Genomic DNA, 15,118 nt, shown 5'->3' on the forward strand with positions numbered 1-15,118 from the left:
CAAGTCATAAAAACAACCAGAGGTATACATTGAGCAAGCCCGGCGACACCACTGTCTTTTCCGTTCGATTGCCGTCAGATGCGTTGGTGCGTTTGGAGGAGGCCGTGCAGTCGCTTGGGGCCAAGAGCCGCAACCAGATCATCCAACGACTGATCTATCGTCTGATCGGGTATCTCGATCCTGACCCGGCCGTTGTCGATCTCTGGCAGACGCACTTGCGGCAGGTTCAGGGTGGATACACCAACCTCAATCAGCTCGCAAAATCGGCCAAACGCGGTTCGGTGATCTGGACCGATGACGACCGGCGCGATGTCGAAAACCTCCATCGTGCGATCATCCAGCACCGGCAAGACCTGAAGGCGCTGATCACCGCGGCCCGCCGAAACCGAGAGCCAGACTCCGCCATTCGCCGAATCTTGCGCGACGATGAGAGGACATCTGAAGCATGAACGTCGCGGCTCACAATTTGACGGCAGGGGACTTTCTGGAGCTAGCCTTCCGGGAAGCGCAGAAGGGTATCGATCGGTCCAAGCAGATCAGCCAGCAGCTGCAAACCGCCAAGCGCATGAAGTTCATGATCTCGCGGGCCTCATCCATCAAGGCGCGGCTTGGTGCTGTGGTTGGAAAGCCCGAGGCGGTTGTGAAACACGTCCGCAAAGGTGGGGTGAAAAAAGCGCATGAGCTGCGCCGCCAGATCAATTACCTGACCGTCAGGGCAGAGGGCGTGTTGGACATCCGCGACAATGGTGTGACCCCGCTCGATGCCGATCAGGTGAGTGATCTGATCGAGACCTGGGCCGAGGATTTCAACGGGAAAACCAACTATGGTTATACCCGTCACATGATCGTTTCTTTTCCCGAAGGCACCTATCCGGATGCCGCGCATGAGGCCGGTTTGGACTTCGCGGATCGCCTGTTTGGGAGCGGTGATTTTGGCGATACCTGGGACTATCTGACCGTGTTCCACAACGACACTGACAACCCCCATGTCCACATCGTTGTGAATAACCGAGGCGTGGAACATGGGCAGTGGTTGGCTATGGGTATGAGCAGCGACATGAACATCGACGTTCAGCGCTCTATCCAGGTTGAGGTTGCCGAAGGATACGGAATTGAGCTGACCGCAACGACCCGCCTTGAGCGCGGTTTGCGGCAGGAAGTTGAGACCGACACGTGGAAGGTTCAGGCCGGACTGTCTGTTGTTGAAAGCACTCCGGAGGTTGAAGTTACGGCCCGCGACATGGCCGGTGATGTGATGACACTCTCCATCGCAAGAATGTCGGATCTGTTTGATGAGCGCGCCAACGCTGTCAAAGACCGGATCGAAGAGTTTGCCATCCAACTCGTTGAAAGTGAGGAACCTATGGTATCGAGAATGGAACATCTGCTGGATCAAGCCCATCATTTTGATGATTACGGCGAGCCAGGAGACCCGTCTTATGTGTCGCCCGAAGTCATGAGCAACTTGCGGCGACACATCGAATTAGGCGGTTCTGAGGAAACAATCGCACCCGAGCTGAAGGCTCAGGTTGTTGCCCATATCAGCGACGTTCGGGACAACGAACAGAGCCATCCGTATCTGTCTGCCCTTGCTGATATTGTCGATGACAAGGCGTTCCAGTCGTCCGCTGATTATGCCCCGGCAGCACGCCGGTACGAGGTCTATATACAGGACACCTTGGGCAAGGGGGCCTATGAGGACTTCCAGACTCAGACCAAAGAATTGCTGCAATCCATCGACAAGATGGAAGGGCTGGCCCGTGAGGTTGACGACCCTCATCTGCGTGTCGCTATGGATATTCAAATTGGCGAGTTGAAGGGCGACGTTGCGGACCTGCGCACCAACGATCCGGACCTTCAAGCCTTCATCATCGAGGACCGCCGCTATTCAACGATGATGGGAATGGGCACTGCCGAAATGGATGTCTTGGATTATTCAGAGGCCGGCAAGTGGGCAGCGATCCGCAAAGAAGTCACCGACACGGCCAGCAGCTACGGCCTCGATGGCGAGGCGTTCGTTGCCCGCTTTGGCGATCATCAGAACGTCACCCTGGGTACAACAATGGGATGGCGCAGCGACGACATTTCGACCGCCGCGGCCCACTTCCAGGCGCAAGGATTACCCGACAGCCACGACCGCGCTGAGGCCGTTGTTGACGAGCTGCACCAGCTTGCGTCTTCCAGGATCATCGCAATCTCAGAAGAACTTTCAGACGTTCACGCCCACGCAACGCACCCGCTCTTGCAGGGGCGCGGTGACGATGACGGGCACAGCTTGTAAGGACTTTAACCGGTCTGCCTGATGCGCGCGCCAACGCCCCAGGCAGACCCATCACAGAGTTTTCCATCAACTCGCAAAGGAAAAACTATGGTTTCGCGTACAGACTATCTTTTGAACGAAGTCGAACACTTCGCACCCTATTCCAGATTTGATCAATCCGCCCCGCGTGAAGATCGCGTTTCAGAGCAGATCGACATCATCAGGAAAGAACAGCAGGCGATGGGCTTTGATCGTGCAGCCATCGCCTCAAACAGCTTCGACATCGAGGACCAGGCCAACCGCCGTGTTGACGAACATACTGCGCAACAAGATCTGGTCGAAGAATTCAAAATCGAATTTGAAGCTGCGGAGCGGTCAGGGGAGCCGGTTGATCTGAACGATATGCAGGCTTTGGTTTCTCAGCACATGAGTGATGCTCAGGAATACGATCTGTATCACCCTTACTATTCGTCCCTTGCGGATCTGAGTGGTGACAAGGATTTTCAGGAGTCCGACGACTACCAGTCGCCCGGTGATCGCTATGTTCAGTATATGCAATCCGCTTTGGGGGAGGCCATCTTTGAGAACTACGAGCAGCAGACCAAGGACATCGTGAACTCCATCGAGAACATGGAGGCTCTTGCACGAGAGGTCGAAGATCCACACTTGCGTGCCGCAATGGACGTTCAGATCGGGGAGTTGAAAGGCGATGTTGCCGAACTGCGCCCATATGACACCGACCTGCAGGCATACACTTTGGCTGATGACAGCTACACCACATCCATGAATGCGGCCGAGTTGGACAACCTGGACCCCACGGAAGCCGAAAAATGGCTGGCTGTGCGTGATGACATTGTGGCGACCGCGCACAGCTTCGGTCTCGACGGAAGCAAGTTCCTGGCCCGCTACAACGATCATGACAGCGTTTCAATCGGCACAACGGCGACTTGGAAAGACGCGGACATTTCCACCGCTGCCGCCCATTTCAACAGCCAAGGCGTTCCGGACAGCTACGAGCGCGCGGAGGCCGTTGTTGGTGAGCTGCACCAAGTTTCATCCAGCAAGATTGCCGCCGTGGTGCAAGAGATTGCCCATACCCGCGAACAGGCTACCCACGTCCATGAGTATGATGGACACAGTCTTTAACCACGGAGGACATGATAGATGATTGTTCGCGCCGGTGAATGTGTTGCCGGGAACAGCGAGACCACCGGGTTGGAGTAATGTGGGGTCTGTTCCGATTGGGACGGACTCTTGTCCTTGGACATTCCGGGCATTCGCTGCACCACGTTTGAATAGGCAAGAAGCGGACAAAACAGTCTTTCGCTGGGACTAAAGCAATGTCCGCTCATAGTTTAGTGATCGTGGTGACAGAGTTTATGATCGGCAAGAGACGCGAGCACATAGCAGTTCTCTGACACTCCTTCGTCATCACAGCCCTTCGAAATCCGAACCAGCTCTTTTTCAAGAGCCCGTAGTCGTTTGATCTTTGCTCTTACTTCGGAAAGTTGTGAGACGGCGATGTCCGTTGCGGCTTGGCATGAACGATCCGGGTGGCCTTGAAGCACAATCAATTCGGAGATCGCTTCAATTGAGAAACCAAGATCGCGTGCATGCTTGATGAAACTGAGACGCTCTAGCCCTGCCACATCGTAGCGCCGTTGGTTGCCTTCGGTGCGTTCTGGTGCGGCAAGCAGGCCCATTTCCTCATAGTAGCGGATAGTCGGAACTTTGACCTTCGTGCGCTTGGAAAGCTCCCCGATAGAAAACATGAAAATACCTCTTGAACCTCTAGTAACTAGAGACACTACACTATGGTCACGACAGATACAAAAAGGGCTTCCCAATGTCAGCATGTTGCGGACACAACGCCAAATTCGACGGCGTATCAGACGACTACAAAAGGAGGCTGTGGATTGTCATTGCTCTGAACGCGGTGATGTTCGTCGTCGAGATGACTGCCGGTCACTATGCAAAGTCTCAGGCACTTCAGGCCGACGCTCTAGACTTCCTTGGGGATGCTTTGACCTACGGTATCTCGCTGGCAGTGATCGGGGCTTCAATCCGTGCACGCACCAATGCCGCTCTGGCGAAAGGGGTGAGCTTGCTGCTGATGGGTCTTTGGGTGTTTGGATCGACCGTGTACCGGGTGTTCTATGTCGGAGTGCCGGAGGCCGAGATCATGGGCATCGTTGGCTTTTTCGCTCTTATGACCAATCTCGCAAGTGTTCTCTTGCTCGTCCGTTACAAGGACGGCGATGCAAATGTGCGCTCTGTCTGGCTATGTTCGCGTAATGACGCCATTGGCAATGTGGCCGTTATGTTTGCAGCTTTAGGCGTCTGGGGCACAGCTAGCGGTTGGCCTGACCTGATTGTTGCGGCGGTCATGGCAACGTTGTTTCTTTCCTCTGCTTTCCAGATCGTGCGCCAAGCGCTCGCCGAGCGTCGGGAAGTTGGCGAACATGAGCATGTTTGACGTGGATTATGACCTTTGATCTCGAATGATACGAAATCGGCTCAATTTAGTTGGAAATACCAAGGACTCTCGCCATGAACCTGAAACGCCGCCAAGTACTGACTTACGCCGCTGGCTTTGCCAGCACAGTACCATTTGCCGCGTTTGCGCAAGACACGCCTTCCGTCCGTGTTCTCAAGGATCCGAACTGCGGCTGTTGCCAGGTTTGGATCGACATCCTGCGGCAGGAAGGCTTTCGCATTACCGAGGAGCGCAGCTTTGGAACACAGCTTGTCCGCCACAAATTGGACAACGGCATTCCCGAAGAAATGATGTCCTGCCACACAGGCGAGATCGATGGCTATATGATCGAGGGGCATGTGCCGGTTGCAGACATTCGTCGTCTGCTGGAGGAGCAACCCAGTGCTGTTGGACTTGCTGTTCCTGGCATGCCCTACGGTTCCCCTGGGATGGGGCCGGAAGATCGTCGTGAGGCCTACGACGTGTTTTTGATCCTCAAGGACGGTAGCACCGAGGTGTTCAAGAGTTACGAAGCGGCCTGAGGCGACGTTCATCGAGCGGAAACAGTAAGGAGGAGAAGATGACGAAGCTTGGATTACGCACTCTTACCTTAAGCGTTCTGTCTATCACCATTGCTACAGTGGGTTGCGCACAACAACAACGAGGAGATTGGTGGGGTCACGGGCCAATGGGATCTAACCACATGAGGTCTGAGCACATGCGTGGTTGGGGGCACGGCAATATGGGGCCTGGCCAGCAGCAGCGCATGCAACGACATTGGACGTATATGAACGAGGACGTGCCCGCAGCCTACCGCGGGGCTCGGAGCACCATTCGTGCAACGCCCGAGAATGTTTCGGAGGGCAAGACGCTATATACGGAAAACTGCGCAAGCTGTCATGGAGCTGAGGGTTTGGGCGATGGTGAAGCCGGACGTTCGCTCGCGCCCTCTCCCGCTCTCCTACGATGGTTCGTTCAGATGCCGATGTCGGGGGACGAGTACCTTCTTTGGGCAATTTCCGAGGGCGGCGAACGCTTCGGAACAGACATGCCAGCCTTCAAGGAAGCGCTGAGCGAAGAAGACCTTTGGAAGATCATCGTTTATATGCGTGCGGGGTTCCCTTGATCTGTCGTCAATCTGTTGGTTTTTGATGAGTGTTTTTGCTGTCGATACTATGACGACAATTCTCAGCAGGCATAAAGCTGACAATGCGCCATTCTAGTAAGCTTCACGGAAGCGGACATATATGTAAGTCGCAGCACGAGCAGGTTAGGGCTCTCTCCTGCCGTTCTCTGCATATTGAAGTAAGGTCCGGTTCGGCCGCGTCCTGTTACCCCCGTCAAGTGAAGGCGCTACTTTCAGCCCGTTTGGCTTTCATTTTCTCCATCGCCATATCTTTCGCTGACCGACTTTTCCGCTTTGCGACCGTGCGCTGCGCATCAAATGCCGCCTGAAGTTCCTGGTCTTTTTCAGAAACCTCTTTCACCGGGGCAGGGGCCGGATTCGCATCCGCCAGAGCCTTTGCCGTGTCCCTGGCCTGTTCTTCAGCAAGATCCAGATGTGTACCTTTGATCTTTGGAGCATCACCCCCAAGGAACTGCATGAAATAGGGATCTTCGAAGTATCGGATCTTGTTTGCAATCACCGGCATCTTGCCTTCGCGGATCAGCACAACTTCATTTTCAGGCAATCGGCCAACGTGTTCGGGCCGGAGCAGGCGAATGCCTTCTTCACGCTCTGATATGCTGCCCATTTCCATCTTGCCGAGTGCTCGAGACTTCGACTTGCTTATGACCGTTTTGTCCCCGATGGACCTGGACACATGTTCGCGTACTTCGGAATCCTCTGAGGCGGCAAACATCTGGGTTCCAGCGTTTGCCAGCATCGCCCGCACACCCTCGTGCCCATAAATGTCCTGTAGGCGCGACAGTGTTTGCGAAATCACCACGAGCCTGCCCCCGAACGATCGCATGGTGTCATAGGCTTCAACAACGCGCTCAAGATGGCCGAGGCGTTGGAACTCATCGAGCAGCATCAAAACCTTGAACGGCTCATCTTCGCCCGGCTCAACAGTTTCGATGGTGTTCACCAGATCGAGGAAGAACAGGCGAATGAGCGTCCGGAACTCTTTGACCTTTTTCCCTGGCACGGAAAAGTAGATCGAGCTGGGGCGCCGACGCAGATCTTCAAAGTTGATGTCATTGCCCTGCGTGGCTCTTGCTACCGACGGGTTGCGCCAGAGCTGCAGGCCGGAGTTCAACATAACCGAAATCGTTGACCGCAGGATTTTGGATTCTTCGGCTGCAAGATTCAGAAACTCATCTGCAGCTCGCGCATATCCAACTTCTTCAGCCATTTTCTCATAGTCCTTTTGCTTGGTCGTTTTGACCAGGCGCAGGACTTCGGAAATGTATGGCCGCTTTCTTTTGATCGCCAGCATCGCCATTGCGCAGAACATGCCTTCAACACCACCCATAAAGCCCTGCGCGGACGAGCTGGGCGTGTCGAACATCTGAGTTGCAACCTGAATCACTTCTTCCCATCGCCGGTCCAGATTGTCGGCACGTGCTGCGCGGCGCAGAGGGTTGTAGCTGTGGCTTTTGTCGGGGTTCTCGGGGTCGAACACAAAAACCTCATCGCCCATTGCTGCCCGACGCGCGCCGGTTGTCTGGAAAATCTCGCCCTTGATGTCCAGGACGACGCAAGACCCATTGAAACGCAGGACATTCGGGATCACAAAGCCGCTGGTTTTGCCCGAACCAGACGGGGCAATGAACATCGCGTGCGGCTTTTGGACACCGGGGCCGGGCTTATAGTAGATCGCGTTTTTGTCCTTTGGCTCACCAAATTTGGCAAACACGATTTCACTATCCAATTTGTCTTTGAGCTTCAGAACCGACGCATAGCCTTCCTGGACGAGCTGAGGGGCCTTTGCAAAGGTCGCATCACCGTATTTCGTTGAGGGACCACGCAGCGCAGCCGCCACAAATGCAAAGGTCAAAACACCCACTGCGACCACCGCCACCAGACCCATGATCTGCTGCGTCTCTGCAGGCTGTGCCATGAACTTCTCTGGGATCGCCCAGATGTCCAGCCCGCGAAAGCCTCTGGTGTTGATGTATTCGAGCGCCAGCCCGACCACCAACACCGCGCAAGCCGAGGTAGCGATAAAGCCCATAGTACCGGCTATCGCGACCTTCTTGCCTTTGGGTAGATCCTGAAACTCAGCCATCGGTCAGCTCGCGTTTGAAGAAGCACACGATGCCAAATTCTGCACGTGCGACACCAACCATTTCCCAACCTTCTTTGCCCAGCTTTGCGAATTTCTCGCTGGCGTCGTCGCATTCCGAAAAAGGCACGTCTCGGTACTCGAATTTCTTCATCTTTGTACTCCTTCAATTCAGTTGTTCAGCAGTCATCAGAGGCGGGAAGATCACGCCGTTGACCTTCCGTTCGTCCCCGATTTTCTTCATGTGAACGATCATGTGAATGGTGGCCCGGATGTCATCGACCACTTCTGACTTTTGAACGGTCGGAGATCCGCGACGCACCATTTTGCTCATCCGTCCAATGGCATCTACGGGCGAGTTCGCGTGCATGGTGCAGACAGATCCATCGTGGCCGGTGTTCACCAGTTCCAAGAACATATTCGCGTCGTCGCCTCGGATTTCACCGCAGACGAGGCGGTCAGGCCGGAGGCGAAGCGCCGATTCCAGCAGCTTTGTTGGTGATCGAGGGCCATCTTCTTCGGAACGGTCGGCAAGCAGATCGACAGAATTGGGTTGCTCGATGTCCAACTCGGCCACTTCTTGAATCGTCACGATCCGTTCGCCCGGATCGACGCGCTTCAGCATTGCATTGAGGACAGTGGTTTTGCCGGACGAGGTGCCCCCGGCAATGATCACGTTCCATTTGCTAAGCATTGCAAGGTCGGCCAGCTCGTCAAAGTTCATTGTTCCGTCAGCGAGAACAGCCCGAGCATTTTCAAGCGCGCTATGATCGTTGTTTTCTGCCAACGCCGCCTCTTTGCTGGCGAAGCTGAACGCGCCCAGATCGACGTTTTTCACGCGCAGGAGACGGATCGCAACGGACCCCACGCCGGTTGTTGCTGGCGGAATCACGACCTGAACCCGCGCTTTACCCTGCTGTGTCGGCACGTTGGCCGTCGCAATCGGCTTCTTTTCTCCGAATGTTACATCGCTGAAACCGGCCACGCAGCGCCCGATGTTTTCTACATCGTCTCTGTTCAGAGTGATGTCTGTCCTGGTCATGTGCGTTGTGCCCATTTCTTCGACCCAGACCGATCCGTCAGGGTTCACAGAAATTTCGCTCAGGCTTTCATCGTGTAACAGATGCTCGATCTTGCCTGTATAGTATTCCAGAAGGCTATTCCCGTTCCGCCCGCTCATGTTCTTGTCCTTGGTAGAGCACTTTTTGGAACACTGGAGGTTGCCTTCGCTGCATCTCGGCTTTGCCTCGAACACGAAGGCATCCACATAAGATTCATTGCTTCCAAAAAGTGCTGAATTTGCTTCAAAAAAGGCCGCTACCGCACTCGATCATGCTGGCAGCGGCCGGAAAGACCGCTGAGGCGGTCGGCTCATTGGCTCGCTCTCAGAAGCTATCGAACACAACGTCGCGCTGCAGGATCGCGTTGATACGACTGCCCTGATCGACAAAGATTGTCGGAGTGATGCGCAGGTATTCATCAAGCGCCGCTGCCGTGGCGTTCTGCAGGTTAGACCCCACTTGGGTTGCCAGATCCGTTCTGACCGAGTTGTTGCTGTCGCTGTCAGACACCAGCGCCACAGGGGCAATACCGATGATGGACAACAACGCAGCCGTGCCGAACCGCTTCCCAAAGTGTGTGTTCACCCTGCCGGTCGCGCCGGTGCGGCCCTGTCCGTCCGTGCCAACTGAGCCGATCTGAGCGGAAAGGCCATCCGGTGTAATGACACGGCTCCAAACAATCATGATGCGCGTTTGCGCCAATGTCGTATCCGCTCGATACTCGCCATAGAGCTTCGATCCACGAGGCAGAAGCAAACGTGTGCCGTCCATCGAGTAGACGCCGCGTGTGATCGTTGCCACGACACTACCGGGCAGTTCCGAGCTGACCGCCCCACCGAATAGCGCCGACAAGACCGTGCCTTGCGTTAAGGTGCGCGACGGATCGTCAATGATCGAGGCCCCGACGATGGGTGGATATTCTTCGACCAGATTGTTTTGCCATGTCGTATTCGGGTTTTCCTGATAGCCGCGCTGTTCTTCAGGTAAGCGGGTGTCGTCTGGCTGGACTTGAACCGGCTGCGGCGCAGCAGGGAAGGGTTGGAAAATGACCGGCTGCGATCCACCATTGATCGGCTGGTAGTTTTGACCGGGTGCTTCCTGTGCCATCGCGCTTGACGCCAAAGCAACCAGGGCGAGGGTGAGTGCTGTTCTGTTCATCGTCAGCTCCATTAGTTTCTGCCGTATGGGTTTTCATCGAACACGATGCCGTCTGACTGGTTCTGGCGCTCGCGCATCCGCTTGAGTTCTTCAAGCCTGCGCCGCTCATCATCAGTCAGACCCGTAGTCTGCAAGTGGCTCATACTGGCGAGCGCCCGGGCCTCTGCATCAGCAACCGCCTGGGCAAGCTCAGTCTGAAACTTTTTCTCGCGCTCATCATATCTGACCTGAAGGCGTTCATTGGTCAGGTTCAGCGTTGCGATTTCACCGTCTTTTTCTGACAGCGAAACTTTGGCGTCCGTCAGCTCGTCTTGCAGATCGGAAATCCGGCCATTCTGTTGCTCGATTGTTTTCAGGGCTTGTTTCAGCCCTTCGGAATCGACCTGCGGCACTGCTACCGGTGTTGCCACCGCAATTTCCTCGGGCAAAGCCTCTTGTTCCGGCTCATCGACCTCTGGTCCCCGTGCGGTCAAAAGCCCGTATCGCTCGCCACCGCCTTGTTGCAAAGCGTCAACGCGGACACCCGTGTTGGTGCTTTTGTTTTCGTCGCCCATGACAAACCATACAAAGCCCAGGAACACCGCCCCTGCGATTGCAACAGTTATCAGCTTCTTTGGGTCGAACTTCTTCCGGACACGTTGCGACGGCTGTTCAGCCGCCGCCCGTGCCGCAATTGTCTGATCGCGGTTCATTACTTGCTGCCCCCCGGTTTAACTGTCTGTGAAGTGACGGGCCGACCGCTCACACTTGCCTGCTGAAACGCGTCGCCATCGTTTCGTACACAGATCGAAGTGTCCTCGATGCGCAGTGTCCAAAGATCTGAAAGGCCTTGCACCTGGATAATGCCGCGCTCTTTGACTGTGGTGTTCACCATCAGCTCGCGGCCATCAGGCAGGACACGGAAGATCCCCGGCAACTCCGCATCCTGCGGGATCTGCATATAGGTGTGAACGCCATCGTCCCACACGGCAGTAGGCGCGAAGTCAGCTTTGCCCGAGCGCGAGTAGTTTTGGTTGACGAAGCGGCCTGTTGGTTTCGGTTCGCTGCGCGCTACCGTGCCACGGCGCGTTGTAGTCCCGCCGCTGTTGTTTTTGTTGTAGAACGTGACCCGGAACGGAACACGTTTGCGTTCGGCGGCGCTCTCGGCCGGAACCAGATAGAAGTTGTATGTGCCGCGATTGGTCAGGACAGTCAGGTTTGAATCCGAGTTCAGGATTTCCGGCTTGAACGCAATAACGCGACCTTCCTGAAGGCGAGTGATCTGAAAACTTTCAGTGTCGCCCGCACCAATGCTGCGGACGGTTTCGCCCTGCGGAAAGTGAACATAGGTAATCAGGCGTTCACCCACAGGGATGCGGTACACCTGGTTCTCGACGTAATGGAAATGCGTGATGCGGTGATCCGCGTTCTTTCCGTCCGGTGTCGGTGTGATTTCAGCGAGCAGAGGCGTAGAGAATGCCAAAACTGCTGCGGCGGTGGCGGTGAGTGTTTTGAAAGAACGCTGCATCAGATGTCTCCCATTGCGTCTACGCGATAGTTGGTGACGACGAAGCCGAATGGATTTTCCAAAAGTTCGTCCATCGACGTCACGATTTTTTCCTCAAACCCATAGGTCACTGTGACCACGTAGCGGGCTGAGGCCGTTGCTTGGTTTGGAACGATCAGGGACTTGCGGATCTCGACCTGCACCGTCGCATCGTTGACCGGCGACACGCCCAGAATTTCGGTCTGCACCTTTGTCTTGGGCGTATAGATTTCGTCCGGATGGTTGTCGTTCGACCCGTCCCACAGTTCGCGGTAGGACGTTTCGGCCAGCTCATCAGAACGACGCAGCACCGATTTCAGGCGCTCGTTGTTGTCCTGGACATCATAGGTTTCCCGGTCGCGCACATAATTTGCGACTTCACGGAAGGCCATCGCCTCAGAAGGTTCCAGTTCTTCGACTTTTTCAGTCAGCAGGACCGGCAGTTTCGTGTCCGGATCAATGGAGAATGGCACCGCGCGGATTTCCTTCAAGGGAAGGAGCATCGCCCAACCAATCATAGAGGCCACGCCCATTGCCATGCCGACCATGCCGAATACCTGCCATTTGAAGGCATCGCGGCGTGCACCCAGAAAGAGTTCTTTTTCGTGATCTGTCACGTGTGACATCAGCTCAATACCTCGATTTAGGAAGATTTATTGACGCGAGCTTGTCGAATGCTCTGCCGGTAACGGTCAGCGGCGTAGCTCTGTCGAGCCGCCCCATCCTGATTGCGGGCTCTGTGTGCAATGTCCCGACGCGCTTGCATCGCGCGCGAGGCGCTGTCACGAACACCTGTCCCATCGCGGGCTGCGGAGGCCATCGCGGCGGCGGTTTTCCCACCGGCTACTGCACCCCTTGCGCCGTCGCTTGCAGTGCCCAATGCACTTCTTGCGGCAGCGACGGCACCAGTTGCCACGGCAAGACCCGAGGATGCCGAAACGATTGCACCCGACATTCCGCCCGCGAGCGATGGGATCTGCGTGAGCATCACGATTGACACAATGCAGATCGCCAAAAACCGGCCACTGGCCTCCATATTGTTCACATCCTCAACAGCGGTCAGTTCTGAGCTGAAAAGGGCCTGAATAAGAGAAACAATACCTGTCAGAACGACGATGACCATGATCAGGCCAACAGTCGTTTTCGCCCAGGCTGCGAAGATATTGGCTGTTGCTGAGCTGAGCAGCGTTGCGATGAAAACAGGCGCTAGTCCCAGCAGGACCGCCAGACCGCCTTTTGCGATCAGCGCCATGCCGGTGCCAAAAGCTACGATGACAGCCCCAACAACCCAGAGAATAGCCCCGGTGATGCTCAGGCCCCAGGTCGCGTTTTCAATGGCCTGCTGGCCCATCAAGAAACACTGAAGCGCAATGTCATCGAGTGCTTCCCAGACATTTGTTGTGCCGGTCAATTCTCCGGCAATCGTGTCTGGGAGGCTCGAAATGCCCTGATAAATGGGCTGAAAGAAGCTCCAGCTGGAAGCCATACCAATGATGATCGTCGCCCGAATGATCCAGCCGACATAGCCACCAAACCCGATTTCCCGGATTTGAAGCACACCGTTGATCAGCATTGCCACGAAGATCAGCGCGGCTATTGCCCAGAGGGCGGATGCAAGATCCGCCGCCAGGCTGTTGTATGCTTGCTGCGAGAAGTTATTAAGCGCAGCCTCAATCGAGCTGACGAAATCTTGGATCACGGCCCACAAGCCTCCTCAATTGCAGGGCGCAGAGCTTCCAGACGGGTCCGTTGCTCTTTTTTAAGCGCGGCAAGATTGTCGGACGGTTGGGTCCAAAACTCGTCTTGGTCAGCTCCGACCTTTTGGGCCGCGTCCTCACGGCTCAAACCACCCAGCGGACATTCGGTGCTGTAGGTCTCGCCAGACTTGCGCAGATTACATTGCTCGATGGTGGCCTCGTGCGCTGCTATGACCTGTTCATTCAGGATCACCACCGACCAGTTGGTCACAAGAGGCTGCTTGTCTGCGGATTGGCCCGCTTCGGCCATGCGCGCTTGATCGTCTTTGACGAATTGACGACCGTACTCACTCGCGCCCGAGTACCCAAGGCACTTACGATATTCATCGAACGGCATATCGACCTTGGGTGACGGGCGCAGCTTCACCTGTGCCGATGCAGCACCCGACATAACGACGGCGGCTGCAATGGTCAGGATGAGAGTTGAGCGGAGTTTCATTGTGAGGTTCCTCGTACATAGTTGCTGAGTGTCGAAAGATCAGCAGCGGTTGCAGCCAGATCCGTGCCCGACGCCAGAGCATTAGCCGAGGTTGCGCGCAAGATTTCAATTTCAACTTGCAGGAGTTTCAGGAGAACCGCCGTGTTATAGTCGATTGCATCCTTCAGATCTTCTTGCTGACCGATTTCACCGCGCAGTTTTTCAGCATCTTCGGAGAGCTGACCGGCCATGTCATAGCCATTCTCACCCAACGCCGACGCCATCAGGCCCGCACCACCACGCTCAGACAGGATGCGGCGAGCCTGCACATCCGATCCGCTGAAGTCGGACAAGATGCCATCGTTCAGGCCGAGGTTGATTGATCGACGTTCCATTGCCTGCGCAGCGACATCGGGCAGGCCGGAGATACCGCCCTCCGCTGCATCCAGTGCGTAGCCGAGCGTGTCAGCAGCAGTCGCCAGTTTCAAAAAGCTGCGGCTGTTGAACTCATCCAGATCTGTCAAACCGCTGATGGTTTTGAAGGAGTTTTCGAGCAATGCCCGCTGTTGTTCCAGTTTCTCGTACTGTTCCAGCAATTGCTCGTACTGGCGGACCATTTCAGCGATTTCTTTGGCCGAATTGGCGGCGTCCTGCGTGATGGATGCAGAGTCCACCACCGGAACACCCTGGGCCGATGCCATGACGGGCAGGGCGGCCAGAACTGAAACAGCAATGGTTGTGCGGAATTTCTTTGAAATATTCATCAGACAAGCTCCAAGTTTTCAGGGGGGGTCATGCGCTCAAAGTCGCAGGCGCATTTGCTGCGATAGCCCGAATAGGTGCTGGTGCAGGCTGAGACAGCGGCCAGAACTACAAGGGCGATTACAAGGCGGGTTTTCATGTGATTTCCTTCCAGAAGTTGGGGTTTTTTCGCCAGTCAGGATCAGGGAACGATTTTCCGTCTGATCCGCTCAGAACACGGAGAAGCGGGCCGAGAGCGCCGACATCGACATCGAGCCAAACACTCTCATCACCCTTTTTCATGAGCATTACGCGGTCGCCAAAATGCGCCCTCAGCGCGGCCAGCTCTGAATCGTTCAAGCCGATTGCCCGGTAGTCTGCTTCATTGCCGGATCGAGAGGGGAACAAGAGCTGCGTGCTGGTGTTTTCCAGGATCGACTTACTTGCCGCCGACGACAGGAGGTGATCGGGGATCTGCGTCATCATCATCAT

18 protein-coding genes and 1 pseudogene are annotated in these 15,118 nt (G+C 55.5%); 6 read left to right on the forward strand and 13 right to left on the reverse strand.

Annotated features, from left to right (window positions below):
* Positions 1-29: 29 nt before the first annotated feature.
* From GOV79_RS19855 to GOV79_RS19865, 3 genes are read left to right on the forward strand one after another with little or no spacing between them, the layout of a single operon-like run.
* A complete protein-coding gene (locus GOV79_RS19855) occupies positions 30-449 on the forward strand; it encodes a hypothetical protein (RefSeq protein WP_170417782.1) in 420 nt (139 codons plus the stop codon).
* Positions 446-2,281, forward strand: a complete 1,836-nt coding sequence (locus GOV79_RS19860) for a relaxase/mobilization nuclease domain-containing protein (RefSeq protein ID WP_170417779.1) — start codon at positions 446-448, stop codon at positions 2,279-2,281. The genes GOV79_RS19855 and GOV79_RS19860 overlap by 4 nt, the downstream gene beginning before the upstream one ends.
* A 21-nt stretch (positions 2,282-2,302) precedes the next feature.
* Entirely contained in the window at positions 2,303-3,406 is a 1,104-nt protein-coding gene (locus tag GOV79_RS19865; protein WP_170775031.1) for a hypothetical protein, read from the forward strand.
* 209 nt (positions 3,407-3,615) lie between these two features.
* Here the strand turns inward: GOV79_RS19865 and GOV79_RS19870 are convergent, their stop codons facing one another.
* Positions 3,616-4,032 carry a MerR family transcriptional regulator gene (locus GOV79_RS19870; RefSeq protein ID WP_170417773.1) on the reverse strand — a complete coding sequence of 139 codons (417 nt, stop codon included), beginning with the start codon at positions 4,030-4,032 and terminating at the stop codon, positions 3,616-3,618.
* Between the two features lie 74 nt (positions 4,033-4,106).
* On the opposite strand from GOV79_RS19870, the gene GOV79_RS19875 reads away from it, so the two are divergent.
* The 3 genes from GOV79_RS19875 (at position 4,107) to GOV79_RS19885 (ending at position 5,862) form a co-directional block, all read left to right on the forward strand.
* Positions 4,107-4,736, forward strand: a complete 630-nt coding sequence (locus GOV79_RS19875) for a cation efflux transmembrane domain-containing protein (protein ID WP_170417770.1) — start codon at positions 4,107-4,109, stop codon at positions 4,734-4,736.
* A 74-nt stretch (positions 4,737-4,810) separates the two neighbouring features.
* Complete coding sequence (locus GOV79_RS19880; protein WP_170417767.1) at positions 4,811-5,278, forward strand: DUF411 domain-containing protein; 468 nt, start codon at positions 4,811-4,813, stop codon at positions 5,276-5,278.
* 38 nt (positions 5,279-5,316) lie between these two features.
* Positions 5,317-5,862 (forward strand): c-type cytochrome, encoded by a 546-nt coding sequence (locus GOV79_RS19885; protein ID WP_170624900.1) that lies wholly within the window; start codon positions 5,317-5,319, stop codon positions 5,860-5,862.
* A gap of 214 nt (positions 5,863-6,076) precedes the next feature.
* Here GOV79_RS19885 and GOV79_RS19890 read toward each other — a convergent pair whose 3' ends face one another.
* From GOV79_RS19890 to GOV79_RS19945, 12 genes and pseudogenes are all read right to left on the reverse strand, one after another.
* Entirely contained in the window at positions 6,077-7,969 is a 1,893-nt protein-coding gene (locus tag GOV79_RS19890; protein WP_170418000.1) for a type IV secretory system conjugative DNA transfer family protein, read from the reverse strand.
* Positions 7,962-8,120, reverse strand: coding sequence for a hypothetical protein (locus tag GOV79_RS19895; RefSeq protein WP_170417997.1), 159 nt, complete (start codon positions 8,118-8,120; stop codon positions 7,962-7,964). Before GOV79_RS19895 ends, GOV79_RS19890 begins: the two co-directional genes overlap by 8 nt.
* Before the next feature lie 12 nt (positions 8,121-8,132).
* Entirely contained in the window at positions 8,133-9,146 is a 1,014-nt protein-coding gene (locus GOV79_RS19900; protein WP_170417994.1) for an ATPase, T2SS/T4P/T4SS family, read from the reverse strand.
* Positions 9,147-9,351: 205 nt separating this feature from the next.
* Positions 9,352-10,185 (reverse strand): TraB/TrbI/VirB10 family type IV secretion system protein, encoded by an 834-nt coding sequence (locus GOV79_RS19905; protein WP_170417992.1) that lies wholly within the window; start codon positions 10,183-10,185, stop codon positions 9,352-9,354.
* An 11-nt stretch (positions 10,186-10,196) separates the two neighbouring features.
* Positions 10,197-10,877 carry a hypothetical protein gene (locus tag GOV79_RS19910; RefSeq protein ID WP_170417989.1) on the reverse strand — a complete coding sequence of 227 codons (681 nt, stop codon included), beginning with the start codon at positions 10,875-10,877 and terminating at the stop codon, positions 10,197-10,199.
* Positions 10,877-11,692 (reverse strand): TrbG/VirB9 family P-type conjugative transfer protein, encoded by an 816-nt coding sequence (locus GOV79_RS19915; protein WP_170417985.1) that lies wholly within the window; start codon positions 11,690-11,692, stop codon positions 10,877-10,879. Before GOV79_RS19915 ends, GOV79_RS19910 begins: the two co-directional genes overlap by 1 nt.
* The gene (locus GOV79_RS19920; protein ID WP_170417982.1) at positions 11,692-12,336 is read right to left on the reverse strand and encodes a VirB8 family type IV secretion system protein; all 645 of its coding nucleotides are present in this window, start codon (positions 12,334-12,336) and stop codon (positions 11,692-11,694) included. Before GOV79_RS19920 ends, GOV79_RS19915 begins: the two co-directional genes overlap by 1 nt.
* A gap of 17 nt (positions 12,337-12,353) precedes the next feature.
* Positions 12,354-13,409 carry a TrbL/VirB6 family protein gene (locus tag GOV79_RS19925; protein WP_170417979.1) on the reverse strand — a complete coding sequence of 352 codons (1,056 nt, stop codon included), beginning with the start codon at positions 13,407-13,409 and terminating at the stop codon, positions 12,354-12,356.
* Entirely contained in the window at positions 13,406-13,906 is a 501-nt protein-coding gene (locus GOV79_RS19930; RefSeq protein ID WP_170417977.1) for a hypothetical protein, read from the reverse strand. Before GOV79_RS19930 ends, GOV79_RS19925 begins: the two co-directional genes overlap by 4 nt.
* Positions 13,903-14,649 carry a type IV secretion system protein gene (locus tag GOV79_RS19935; RefSeq protein ID WP_170417973.1) on the reverse strand — a complete coding sequence of 249 codons (747 nt, stop codon included), beginning with the start codon at positions 14,647-14,649 and terminating at the stop codon, positions 13,903-13,905. Before GOV79_RS19935 ends, GOV79_RS19930 begins: the two co-directional genes overlap by 4 nt.
* Positions 14,649-14,786: a hypothetical protein gene (locus GOV79_RS19940; RefSeq protein ID WP_170417970.1), complete on the reverse strand. Its 138-nt coding sequence runs from the start codon at positions 14,784-14,786 to the stop codon at positions 14,649-14,651. Before GOV79_RS19940 ends, GOV79_RS19935 begins: the two co-directional genes overlap by 1 nt.
* Positions 14,783-15,118 (reverse strand): annotated as a pseudogene (locus GOV79_RS19945) (hypothetical protein); the annotation flags it as partial. The gene GOV79_RS19940 and the pseudogene GOV79_RS19945, both read right to left, overlap by 4 nt.

It is taken from the genome of Ruegeria lacuscaerulensis, from assembly GCF_013034745.1.
Taxonomy (GTDB): Bacteria; Pseudomonadota; Alphaproteobacteria; order Rhodobacterales; family Rhodobacteraceae; genus Ruegeria; species Ruegeria lacuscaerulensis_B.

Bases quoted from the DNA above. Each gene is read 5' to 3' on its own strand.
- GOV79_RS19860 (WP_170417779.1), top strand. From the start codon at position 446: ATGAACGTCGCGGCTCACAATTTGACGGCAGGGGACTTTCTGGAGCTA.
- GOV79_RS19865 (WP_170775031.1), top strand. From the start codon at position 2,303: ATGCGCGCGCCAACGCCCCAGGCAGACCCATCACAGAGTTTTCCATCA.
- GOV79_RS19870 (WP_170417773.1), bottom strand. From the start codon at position 4,032: ATGTTTTCTATCGGGGAGCTTTCCAAGCGCACGAAGGTCAAAGTTCCG.
- GOV79_RS19875 (WP_170417770.1), top strand. From the start codon at position 4,107: ATGTCAGCATGTTGCGGACACAACGCCAAATTCGACGGCGTATCAGAC.
- GOV79_RS19880 (WP_170417767.1), top strand. From the start codon at position 4,811: ATGAACCTGAAACGCCGCCAAGTACTGACTTACGCCGCTGGCTTTGCC.
- GOV79_RS19885 (WP_170624900.1), top strand. From the start codon at position 5,317: ATGACGAAGCTTGGATTACGCACTCTTACCTTAAGCGTTCTGTCTATC.
- GOV79_RS19890 (WP_170418000.1), bottom strand. From the start codon at position 7,969: ATGGCTGAGTTTCAGGATCTACCCAAAGGCAAGAAGGTCGCGATAGCC.
- GOV79_RS19895 (WP_170417997.1), bottom strand. From the start codon at position 8,120: ATGAAGAAATTCGAGTACCGAGACGTGCCTTTTTCGGAATGCGACGAC.
- GOV79_RS19900 (WP_170417994.1), bottom strand. From the start codon at position 9,146: ATGAGCGGGCGGAACGGGAATAGCCTTCTGGAATACTATACAGGCAAG.
- GOV79_RS19905 (WP_170417992.1), bottom strand. From the start codon at position 10,185: ATGAACAGAACAGCACTCACCCTCGCCCTGGTTGCTTTGGCGTCAAGC.
- GOV79_RS19910 (WP_170417989.1), bottom strand. From the start codon at position 10,877: ATGAACCGCGATCAGACAATTGCGGCACGGGCGGCGGCTGAACAGCCG.
- GOV79_RS19915 (WP_170417985.1), bottom strand. From the start codon at position 11,692: ATGCAGCGTTCTTTCAAAACACTCACCGCCACCGCCGCAGCAGTTTTG.
- GOV79_RS19920 (WP_170417982.1), bottom strand. From the start codon at position 12,336: ATGTCACACGTGACAGATCACGAAAAAGAACTCTTTCTGGGTGCACGC.
- GOV79_RS19930 (WP_170417977.1), bottom strand. From the start codon at position 13,906: ATGAAACTCCGCTCAACTCTCATCCTGACCATTGCAGCCGCCGTCGTT.
- GOV79_RS19935 (WP_170417973.1), bottom strand. From the start codon at position 14,649: ATGAATATTTCAAAGAAATTCCGCACAACCATTGCTGTTTCAGTTCTG.
- GOV79_RS19940 (WP_170417970.1), bottom strand. From the start codon at position 14,786: ATGAAAACCCGCCTTGTAATCGCCCTTGTAGTTCTGGCCGCTGTCTCA.